This window comes from Mycetocola reblochoni REB411 (assembly GCF_900163835.1).
Lineage (GTDB): Bacteria > Actinomycetota > Actinomycetes > Actinomycetales > Microbacteriaceae > Mycetocola_B > Mycetocola_B reblochoni.
This window is the reverse complement of the sequence record NZ_FUKR01000005.1, coordinates 21,199-31,079: the sequence shown is the minus strand read 5'-3', so window position 1 is coordinate 31,079 and position 9,881 is coordinate 21,199. Positions and strand designations below refer to the sequence as shown.

The window sequence follows — 9,881 nt, the reverse complement described above, 5'->3', positions numbered from 1 at the left end:
TCACCCATCCAGAATCGCGCGTCAATCACGAACCATATGGGAGACACGCCCTAGCGCTACACGGCCCGTTCGCGGCCAGGCTCGATAGACTGGGCGCGGATCTGATCACCAACCTCGAGGAGTCCGTGCCATGGAATGGCTTATCCCCCTTCTGATCGTCGTCGGCCTCGCGGTGGTCGTCGGAATCTACTTCTGGGTCACCTACAACCGGCTGGTCACGCTCAACGTTCGCGTCGACGAGGCCTGGAGCGACATCACGGTCCAGCTCAAGCGCCGTGCGGACCTCATCCCCAACCTCATCGAGTCGGTGAAGGGCTACGCGACCCACGAGAAGGGCGTGTTCGAGGCCGTCACCCAGGCCAGGGCCGAGACCATCGACGCCTCGACGCCCGCCGAGGCGTCCGTGGCCGAGAACCACATGCAGTCCGCGCTGAAGAGCATCTTCGCCGTGGCCGAGGCCTACCCGCAGCTGCAGGCGAGCCAGAACTTCCTCCAGCTGCAGGCGGAGCTCGTCGACACCGAGGACAAGATCCAGGCCTCCCGCCGCTTCTACAACGGCGGTGTGCGCGAGCTGAACACCAAGATCAAGGTCTTCCCGAACAACCTCTTCGCCAAGGGCCTCGGTTTCACCGAGCGTGACTTCTTCGAGGTCGCCGACTCGGCCGCGATCGCCGAGCCGCCCCGCGTCCAGTTCTGACCCGACCCCCGACCGCCCGCGGACACGCACTCGCGTGACCCGCCCCTGCCGCGAGAGAACCCCATGTATCGCGCGATTGCGAAGAACAAGCGAAACACCGTCCTGATCATCCTCGCCTTCCTGGTGATCATCGGCGGCCTGGGCTGGCTGGCCGGATACATGTTCAACAGCACGGGGATCTTCTACGGCACGCTCATCGGCGCGGCGGCGTACACGATCATCCAGTACTTCGCCGCCGGCTCGCAGGCGCTGAGCATCAGCGGCGCGCAGGAGATCCAGAAGGCCGACAACCCCCGGCTGTACCGCATCGTCGAGAACCTGGCGATCACCACCGGGACCCCGATGCCGAAGGTGTACGTCATCGAGGACCCGGCGCCGAACGCCTTCGCGACCGGTCGTGACCCGCAGCACGCGAGCGTCGCGGCGACGACGGGGCTGCTCGCGATCATGGACGACGCCGAGCTGGAGGGCGTCATGGCGCACGAGCTCGGCCACGTGCGCAACTACGACATCCGGGTCTCGATGATCGTCTTCGGACTGGTCGTCGCGGTCGGCTTCATCGCCGACATGCTCGCGCGGATGACGTTCTGGGGAGGCATGAGCCGCAACAACAACTCCAACAACGGCGGCAACGTGATCATGCTCGTCCTCGGGCTCGTGGCGATGCTGCTCGCCCCATTGGCGGCGAGCATGATCCAGCTCGCCGTGTCGCGGCAGCGGGAGTACCTGGCCGACGCCACGGGTGCGATGACGACGCGACACCCCGAGGCGCTCGCCAGTGCGCTGCAGAAGCTCGGCGAGTACGGGCGCCCGATGAAGACGCAGAACAGCTCGATGGCGCACCTGTGGATCGCCGACCCGCTCAAGCCCGGGCTGATGGACCGGATGTTCGCGACCCACCCTCCGCTGCCGGACCGCATCGAGCGACTGAGGACCATGGGCGACGGCTTCTGATCCGCCGCGGCTGCCCCCGGGATCGCGTGCGGCGTCAGCCGCCGACCGGGTTGCCCGAACGGAGCACGGAGGCGAGCGGACCGGCGAGGGTGCCCCTGTCCTGAACGAGGATCGACTCGGAGCCCTGCCAGTGCGCTGTGCGGTGCAGCACTCCGGCGACACGCTCGGCCACGTCGGCGGGGGCGCCCGGCTCGACCCACGATGACTGGACGAGGATCTGGTTCGCCGCCCTGTCGTGCTTGAGGTCCAGCCGCGCGGCGATCCGGTCGCCGAGCAGAACCGGCAGGACGTAGTAGCCGTGGACGCGCTTGTGAGCGGGCGTGTAGATCTCGATGCGGTAGTGGAAGTCCCAGAGACGCTCCGCCCGGGGTCGGCACCAGACCAGCGGGTCGAAGGGACTGAGCAGCTCGTCCCTGCGTGCCCACCGCGGCAGCCGGTGGTCGGCCGACAGCCAGGCGTCCTCGTCCCTGCGCCGCCCCGCACCCCACTCCGGGACCGAGACGGGGGAGACGTCTCCGCGCTCGGCCAGCTCGACGAGCGCCGCCGCGGTCTCCGCCCTGCCCAGTCGGAAGTAGTCGGCGATGTCGGCGGTGGTCCCCACCCCGAGCCGGGAACTCGCCCGGCGCACGAGCTCCCGCACGGCGTCGCCCCTGTCGTAGTGCGCGGCGCGCAGCTCAGCGGGGATCTCGGTCTCCGCCGGTGCATACACCCGCTCGAATCCGCGTCGCCCCGACGACACCAGCTCGCCCCAGCGGAACAGGACCTCTAGCGCGCGCTTGCTGTCGGACCAGCCCCACCAGCTGCCGCTGCCCCTGTCGTCCGCCTCGGCGATGTCGCGCGAGGTGGCCGACCCGCGCTCCCTCACGGTCTCGTGCACCCGCCGGATCGTCTGCCCGTTCGCCGACGCCCAGCTGTCGGCGTCGCCGAGCTGGCGCTGCCTGGCCTCGTCCATCCGCCAGCGGAACAGCGGCCATGCCTCGACCGGCATGAAGGTCGCCTCGTGACCCCAGTACTCGACGACGCCGGTCCGGCTGCCGAGCGCGAGGCGGTCGAGGGCCGCCCGGTCGTACGCGCCCGCACGGGCAAGGACCGGCAGATAGTGGCTGCGCTCGAACACGTTCACCGAATCGATCTGGAGCACGCCCATGTCCTCGATGGTGCGGCGAAGCCGCCGCGTTCCGGGCCGGTCCGGCCGCGGACCGGCCAGCGTCTGAGCGGCCAGTGCGATGCGTCGGGCGGCGGAGGCTGAGAGGGTGTCCGGCATGTCCCCGACACTAGGGCAAACCGCAGACAGGGGAATATGCGCGGTCCTACACTTGACCCATGCCAGCACAGCGACGCAGGGGATTCCTGTCACGGCTCTTCGGAGGCCACACGCCAGAGGAGACCCCGGAGCCCCGACGCAACGCGGGACCGGTGAGCAACACGCAGATCGAGGAGTCCATCCCCGCGGGGGTGCGCATCGCCGGGGCATGGTCGTGGCGAATGCTGCTGATCATCGCCGTCCTCGCCGTCGTCGTGCTCATCATCGCCCAGCTGCGACTCATCGTTATCCCGCTGTTCATCGCGCTGCTGCTGACCACGCTGCTGCAGCCGGCCGTGGTGCTGCTGACCCGGTGGCGCGTTCCCCGGGGGCTGGCGATCGCCATCGCGATCCTTGGCACACTCGCCGTGGTGAGCGGGCTGATCATGCTCGTCAGCCAGCAGATCGCGAACGGCTTCGACGACGTCAGACAGCGGACGGTCGCCTCCTACGACGACCTCAAGCAGTTCCTGCTCGAGTCGCCGCTGCACCTGACCGAGGCCCAGATCAACGACTTCGTCGACGAGTGGGTGTCGGCGCTCGTGGCGGACTCCAACGTGCTGCTCTCCGGCGCGCTGTCGGTCGGGTCCACGCTCGGCCACCTCGGCACCAGCGTGCTGCTGACCCTGTTTTGCCTGCTGTTCATGCTCATCGACGGCAGGGGCATCTGGCGCTGGGTGGTCAGCCTCTTCCCTCGCCGCGCCCGGCTGGCCGTGGACGGAGCCGGTGTCGCCGGCTGGTCGACGCTGTCGAACTACGTCAGGACCCAGATCCTCGTCGCGTCGATCGACGCCGTCGGGATCGGCCTGGGCGCCTTCTTCCTCGGGCTGCCGCTGGCGATCCCCATCGCCGTCGTCGTGTTCCTCGGCGCGTTCGTCCCCATCGTCGGTGCGGTCACGACCGGTGCCCTCGCCGTGTTCATCGCCCTCGTCTACAACGGGTGGCAGAGCGCGATCATCATGCTGATCATCGTGCTCGCCGTCCAGCAGATCGAGGGGCACGTGCTCCAGCCTCTGCTCATGGGGACCGCGGTGAAGGTCCACCCGCTCGCGGTCGTCCTCGTGGTCACCGCCGGCACCATACTGGCCGGCATCCCCGGTGCGCTGTTCGCCGTTCCGGTCACCGCAGGCATCAACGTGATGATCAAATACATCAGCAGCGGGGCCTGGAGACGCAACGCCGACCCGGAGGCCTTCGCGCTGAGCGACTCGATCTGGCAACGGGTGCCACAGCAGGTGCGCATCGGGAGACAGACGACCCCCACCCCCGAAGGAGACGCATGACCGAGCTGTCCGCGGCTATCCCCGCCCTCGACGAGTTCCTCCGGGCTCAGGAGACGGTCGGCCGCATCGTCCAGGAGACGCCCATCGAGTCGTCCCGCTTCCTCGCCGAGGTCCTGGGCTCGCCGGTGTACCTCAAGTGCGAGAACCTGCAGCGCACCGGCTCCTACAAGATCAGGGGGGCGTACAACCGTCTCGCCCAGCTCAGCGATGAGGAGCGTGCGCGCGGGGTCGTGGCCGCCTCGGCCGGCAACCACGCGCAGGGCGTCGCCTTCGCCGCACGGGAGCTCGGCATCGCCGCCACCATCTTCATGCCGGTCGGCGTCCCGCTTCCGAAGCTTCAGGCCACGCGCAACTACGGCGCGACCGTCGTGCTCGGCGGGCACACCGTCGAGGAGCCGCTGCGGGCGGCGGCGGAGTTCGCGGCCTCGACCGGCGCGCTGCTGATCCCTCCCTTCGACCACCACGACGTCATCGTCGGCCAGGGGACGCTCGGCCTCGAGATCTACGACTCCGTGCCCGAGCTGGACACGATCATCGTCCCCATCGGCGGGGGCGGCCTGATCTCCGGCGTCGCCTCGGCGGCCATCCAGCGAGCCCGGCAGGACGGGCGGACGGTCCGCGTCATCGGGGTGCAGTCGGAGAACGCCGCGGCCTACCCTCCCTCGCTCCTCGCCGGGGAGCCGACGACGGTGACGACCGCCCCGACCATCGCGGACGGCATCGCGGTCGCGCGCCCCGGCGTGAGCAACTTCGCGATCATCCGCGAGCTCGTCGACGACATCGTCACGGTGACGGAGGACGACATCGCGAAGGCGCTGCTTGTGCTGCTCGAACGCGCGAAGCTCGTGGTCGAGCCGGCCGGAGCGGTCGGTGTCGCTGCGATCCTCGCCGGCAAGGTCAGGGCGACGGGCACGACGGCCGTGATCCTGTCCGGTGGCAACATCGACCCCCTGCTGATGCAGCGCGTCGTGAGCCACGGGCTGGCCGCGTCGGACCGGTACCTGACCCTGCGCATCCCGCTACCCGATCTTCCCGGTCAGCTCGCGCGCACCTCCGAGCTGGTCGCCCAGGCGAACGCCAACGTCATCGAGGTCCTGCACACGCGGCACGGCCCGGGCATGCGGATCGACGAGGTCGTCCTCGAGCTCAGCATCGAGACGAGGGGACCCGACCACCGGTCGCTCGTCGTTGAAACGCTGCGTCAGGCCGGATACGACCCCGAGATCATCTGACGCCCGCCCCGACGCCGAACGCCGGTGCACTGCCCGAGGGGGCGTGCACCGGCGTTCGAGGTTTCGGCGACCGCGCGGTCACTGACCGGCGTAGGTCTCGACCTTCGTCACCGTGACGGCGATCTCCTTGCCGTTGGGGGCCTGGTAGCTCGTGCTCTCGCCGACCGCGAGGCCGAGGATCGCGGAACCGAGCGGGCTCGCCTCGCTGTAGACGTGCAGGCTCGAGTCGCCGGCGATCTCGCGGTTGCCCAGCAGGAACGTCTCGACGCCCCCGGCGATGTCCGCGGTCACGACGGTGCCGGACTGCACGGTCCCGTCGCTCTCCGGCGCGTCGCCGACGACGGCGTCGCGCAGCATCTGCGTGAGCGTGCGGATGCGCGCCTCCTGCTTCCCCTGCTCGTCCTTCGCGGCGTGGTAGCCGCCGTTCTCCTTGAGGTCGCCCTCTTCGCGTGCCGCCTCGATGCGCTTGGCGATCTCCTCGCGACCGGTGGTCGAGAGGCTCTCCAGCTCGGCGGAGAGTCGGTCGTAGGCCTCCTGGGTGAGGAAGCTCGCCTGGGCGTTGTCAGCCATTTCGGACTCCTTACAAGAATCGACGCCCCGACGAGTCGCCGGGGCGCGGTCCGCATGGTGCGGAATGAATATCAGACGATCCTACGGGAGCCAGCAGCGGTAGATCAATCCCGTGTTGGCGCGCTGTGTGGTGCGGACCGTCTCGGTCAGACCGCGCGTCCACTGATCGGAGGCGGGCACCTCGACGGTCTTCCAGCCGATCACGCCGAAGTTGTCGTCGAGGGCCTGGACGACGCACACGGTCTCCGTCCCCGGCGCGACGGTGAGCGAATACTTCACGTCGACGCTGCGGTCGTCGTTGACGACGTAGCCGCGGTCGCCGGTCTCGATCGACGACGACGGCGAGTCGATGGCGACCCAGATCACCCACACCACGGCGACGAGCAGGGCGAACGCCCCGATCGAGGCCAGGACGAGCCGCTCACGCCGCCGCGTCCCCGTCGTGCGTCCGTAGCGCGAGCCGATCGCCGGAGCCGCGTCGTCGAGCTGCCGGTCCTGATCCCTGAACGCCATCGCGCAGAACTCCTCATGGTCGAGCGAATAAGCTTGGTCGAGAGCCCATCCTTTCCATCCAGGATATGACCTGCGCCCGACCGAGGAGAACACGTGAGCCTGCGCCTGATGACCGTGCACGCCCACCCCGACGACGAGTCGAGCAAGGGGGCGGCCACGCTGGCCTACTACCGCTCGCGCGGCGCGGACGTGCTCGTGGTCAGCTGCACGGGAGGCGAGCGAGGCGACATCCTCAACCCTGCCGTGGAGGCCACGCCCCTGGCCTCTCGCGACCTCGCAGGGCTGCGCCGGAGGGAGATGGACGCCGCGCGCGACATCCTCGGCGTGCGCCAGCGCTGGCTGGGCTACCGTGACTCCGGCATGGCCAACGAGAACGGCTCCGTCCCGGCGGCGTCCTTCGCCGACATCCCGGTCGAGACCTCGGTGCTCCCTCTCGTCGCCCTCATCCGCGAGCAGCGTCCGCAGGTGTTGATCAGCTACGACGAGAACGGCGGGTACCCCCACCCCGACCACATCCGCTCGAACAGGATCGCCGTCCGGGCGCGGGAGCTCGCCGGGAGCGACGACCACCCCGAGCTCGGGGATCCGTGGAGCGTCCCGAAGCACTACTACGACCGTGTGTTCAGCAGCGAACGTTTCCGGGCCATCGTCGGTGCGATGATCGCGCGGTTCCCCGATGCGCCGGAGCGCGGGGAGTGGGAGGAGCTGCTCACCCGCTTCACCGAGCGCGAGGACGCGCTCACCGAGCGCGTCCTCGCCCGGGTGCCTGTCGCCGACTTCTTCGAGGTGCGCGACAATGCGCTCCGCGCGCACGCCTCCCAGGTCTCTCCGGAGAGCTCGTTCTTCTTTTGGCCCAACGACCTGCAGCGTGAGGTCTGGCCGACCGAGGACTACGAGCTCATCCACTCCACCGTTCCGAGCGCGCCCGTCGGCGCGGCGGAGTCCGACCTGTTCAATGGAATCGAGGATTCACCGGCATGATCGCCCCCGTATTCGACACCGCGCTCCGGCTGACCACCGGCAGCCCCGTTCCGACGCCGATGCCGACCGTCGATCCGAACGACGTGACCCCCGGCCCCGTGGGCTTCACGGCGATCTTCATCGTCGCGGTCCTCGCGATCCTGCTGATCGTGGACATGGCCAGGCGCGTGAGGCGCGTGGAGTACCGCGGCCGTGTGGCGGCCGACCGGGCGGCCGCGGACGACACCGCCGCCGAGCGGGATGATGCGGCGCGCTCCGGGCGCGCCCCGGCTCCGGGCGCGGCCGGCTCGGAGGGCGCGTCGGACACGGCAACGGACGCAGGCGCCTCTTCGGGCGGGGACGACGCCGCGGGCGGGGACGACCGCTCCGCGCGCTGACCCGTCGCTCGTGGGGACCGACGGTGCCGCTCGCCGTATCGTCGACCCGTGGTCGCAGCGCGCGCCGCGCCGCCGATCCGTGCCGCTGGGGTCGTGAGCCGGGTCAGGCGAGCGGCGGGTTGACCGCGAGCAGTAGCACGGCCGTCCAGTGGCAGAGGAACGCGAGCACTGTGCAGCTGTGGAAGATCTCGTGGAAGCCGAAGACGCCCGGAACCGGGTTCGGGCGCTTCATCCCGTAGACGACGGCCCCACCGCTGTAGAGCAGCCCGCCGATGACGACGAGGATCATCGTGACGGCGTTCGCTGCGACGATGTCGCCCAGGTACATCACGGCGGCCCAGCCGAGAGCGAGGTACAGGGGGACGTACAGCCAGCGGGGCGCCGTGATCCAGAAGACCCGGAAGCCGATCCCCAGCAGCGCCCCCGCCCACACGATCAGCAGCAGGAGCCGCCCCTTCTCCGGTGGGAGCGCGAGGACCGCGATCGGTGTGTAGGTCCCCGCGATGAGCAGGAAGATGTTCGCGTGGTCTAGGCGTTTGAGGGCGACCTTCATCCGGGGACCCCAGTTGAAGCGGTGGTAGAGCGCCGAGTTGCCGAACAGCAGCAGCGAGGTCAGGGCGAACACGGCCGAGGACCAGCTGGCGGCTGGACCGTCGGCGAGGACGACGAGCACGATCCCCGCCGCGACCGCCACGGGGAACGTCGCCGCGTGGATCCACCCCCGCCAGCTCGGTTTGACCTCGGCGGGATCGTCCGCGCGGGCGTCGATGAGCGGGATGTTGGGGAGCTCGGGCCCGGTGGCATCGTCGGCCGCGACGGCGGCCGCCGACTCCGGCAGCGGGACGTCCGAGCGTGCGTCCCGGTCGTTCTTCCTCTCGCCGCTTCCGCCCAGACTGACCATGACACAAGCTTAGGACCGTGCCCTGTCGCGGGGAACATGTTTCGCACCGCCCGCCGGTCGGGGCACCGTCGCCGTCCGCGGGCCGTGCGGGAACCGTGCGGACGCCGCGAGACGCCCGGAGGCGTCGCGAGGCGGATGCACTAACGTAGCCCTGTGGCAGCGTCTAACGGATTCCCGGCCCCCGGCTGGATGTACGGGCTCTACGAGAAGAGCCTCCGGCGCGGACTCACCCCCGACGTCATCCCGCACCACGTCGCGATGATCATCGACGGCAACCGGCGGTGGGCACGGCAGCTCGGTCTCGCCAGCGCGGCCGACGGGCACAGGGCCGGTGCGGCGAAGGTCGCCGAGTTCCTCGACTGGTGCGACGAGCTCGGCGTGGGCGTCGTCACCCTGTACCTGCTGTCCAGCGACAACCTCAGGCACCGCGACTCGGACGAGCTCCAGGATCTCATCGAGATCATCGCCGACCTGGCGGAGAAGATCTCCACGCACAGGGACTGGCAGGTCAAGCACGTCGGCTCGCTGCAGAACCTGCCCGAGCGTCTCGTCGGAGCGCTCCGCCAGGCGGAGGGCGCTAGCGCGGGCGGAACGGGCCTGCACGTCAATCTCGCGGTCGGCTACGGCGGCCGGACCGAGATCGTCGACGCGATCCGCAGCATCGTCGCCGACCACGGGGCGACCGGAGGCACGATCGACTCCCTCGCCGACGAGCTCACGCCCGAGCTGATCGGCGAGCACTTGTACACCAGCGGCCAGCCCGACCCCGACCTGGTGATCCGGACCTCGGGTGAGCAGCGGCTCAGCGATTTCATGCTCTGGCAGAGTGCGCACAGCGAGTTCTACTTCGTCGAGGCGCTGGGGCCGGACCTGCGACAGGTCGACTTCCTCCGCGCACTGCGCGACTACGCCGGGCGTCAGCGCCGCTTCGGCGGCTGAGCGACGGGCCCGGCGCGGCTGAGCGACGAGCGGGTGCGGCTGAGTGAGGTGCCCGGCGGCGCCTCCCGCGCGGTCCGATCTGTTTACGCAACCGTCACGCATCGTCGGCGTGTTGCCCTCCCGCGCGTCCG

General features: G+C 69.8%; 11 protein-coding genes. 7 read left to right on the top strand and 4 right to left on the bottom strand.

Translation table 11 applies throughout. From position 1 onward, the window contains the following. Positions 1–130: 130 nt before the first annotated feature. The gene (locus FM119_RS00790) at positions 131–697 is read left to right on the top strand and encodes a LemA family protein (protein WP_087135790.1); all 567 of its coding nucleotides are present in this window, start codon (positions 131–133) and stop codon (positions 695–697) included. A gap of 63 nt (positions 698–760) precedes the next feature. Then, positions 761–1,651: a M48 family metalloprotease gene (locus FM119_RS00785; RefSeq protein ID WP_087135789.1), complete on the top strand. Its 891-nt coding sequence runs from the start codon at positions 761–763 to the stop codon at positions 1,649–1,651. A gap of 34 nt (positions 1,652–1,685) precedes the next feature. Here FM119_RS00785 and FM119_RS00780 read toward each other — a convergent pair whose 3' ends face one another. Beyond that, entirely contained in the window at positions 1,686–2,915 is a 1,230-nt protein-coding gene (locus FM119_RS00780; protein ID WP_087135788.1) for a winged helix-turn-helix domain-containing protein, read from the bottom strand. Between the two features lie 59 nt (positions 2,916–2,974). Between FM119_RS00780 and FM119_RS00775 the strand changes: the two genes are divergently transcribed. Together FM119_RS00775 and ilvA are read left to right on the top strand one after the other, a co-directional pair. Then, positions 2,975–4,237: an AI-2E family transporter gene (locus tag FM119_RS00775; RefSeq protein ID WP_087135787.1), complete on the top strand. Its 1,263-nt coding sequence runs from the start codon at positions 2,975–2,977 to the stop codon at positions 4,235–4,237. Next, positions 4,234–5,469, top strand: coding sequence for a threonine ammonia-lyase (gene ilvA, locus FM119_RS00770; protein ID WP_087135786.1), 1,236 nt, complete (start codon positions 4,234–4,236; stop codon positions 5,467–5,469). The genes FM119_RS00775 and ilvA overlap by 4 nt, the downstream gene beginning before the upstream one ends. A 78-nt stretch (positions 5,470–5,547) precedes the next feature. Here ilvA and greA read toward each other — a convergent pair whose 3' ends face one another. Further along, entirely contained in the window at positions 5,548–6,039 is a 492-nt protein-coding gene (greA, locus tag FM119_RS00765) for a transcription elongation factor GreA (RefSeq protein ID WP_087135785.1), read from the bottom strand. A gap of 81 nt (positions 6,040–6,120) precedes the next feature. After that, positions 6,121–6,552, bottom strand: a complete 432-nt coding sequence (locus tag FM119_RS00760; protein WP_087135784.1) for a DUF4307 domain-containing protein — start codon at positions 6,550–6,552, stop codon at positions 6,121–6,123. Between the two features lie 93 nt (positions 6,553–6,645). Between FM119_RS00760 and mca the strand changes: the two genes are divergently transcribed. Together mca and FM119_RS00750 are read left to right on the top strand one after the other, a co-directional pair. Further along, positions 6,646–7,533 carry a mycothiol conjugate amidase Mca gene (gene mca, locus FM119_RS00755; protein ID WP_245827159.1) on the top strand — a complete coding sequence of 296 codons (888 nt, stop codon included), beginning with the start codon at positions 6,646–6,648 and terminating at the stop codon, positions 7,531–7,533. After that, entirely contained in the window at positions 7,530–7,910 is a 381-nt protein-coding gene (locus tag FM119_RS00750) for a hypothetical protein (protein WP_179205141.1), read from the top strand. The genes mca and FM119_RS00750 overlap by 4 nt, the downstream gene beginning before the upstream one ends. A gap of 103 nt (positions 7,911–8,013) precedes the next feature. Here FM119_RS00750 and trhA read toward each other — a convergent pair whose 3' ends face one another. Beyond that, positions 8,014–8,811, bottom strand: coding sequence for a PAQR family membrane homeostasis protein TrhA (gene trhA / locus FM119_RS00745; RefSeq protein ID WP_087135783.1), 798 nt, complete (start codon positions 8,809–8,811; stop codon positions 8,014–8,016). A 189-nt stretch (positions 8,812–9,000) separates the two neighbouring features. Here trhA and FM119_RS00740 point away from each other — a divergent pair, with 189 nt between their 5' ends. Further along, a complete protein-coding gene (locus FM119_RS00740) occupies positions 9,001–9,750 on the top strand; it encodes an isoprenyl transferase (protein WP_087135782.1) in 750 nt (249 codons plus the stop codon). The last annotated feature ends 131 nt before the right edge of the window (positions 9,751–9,881 follow it).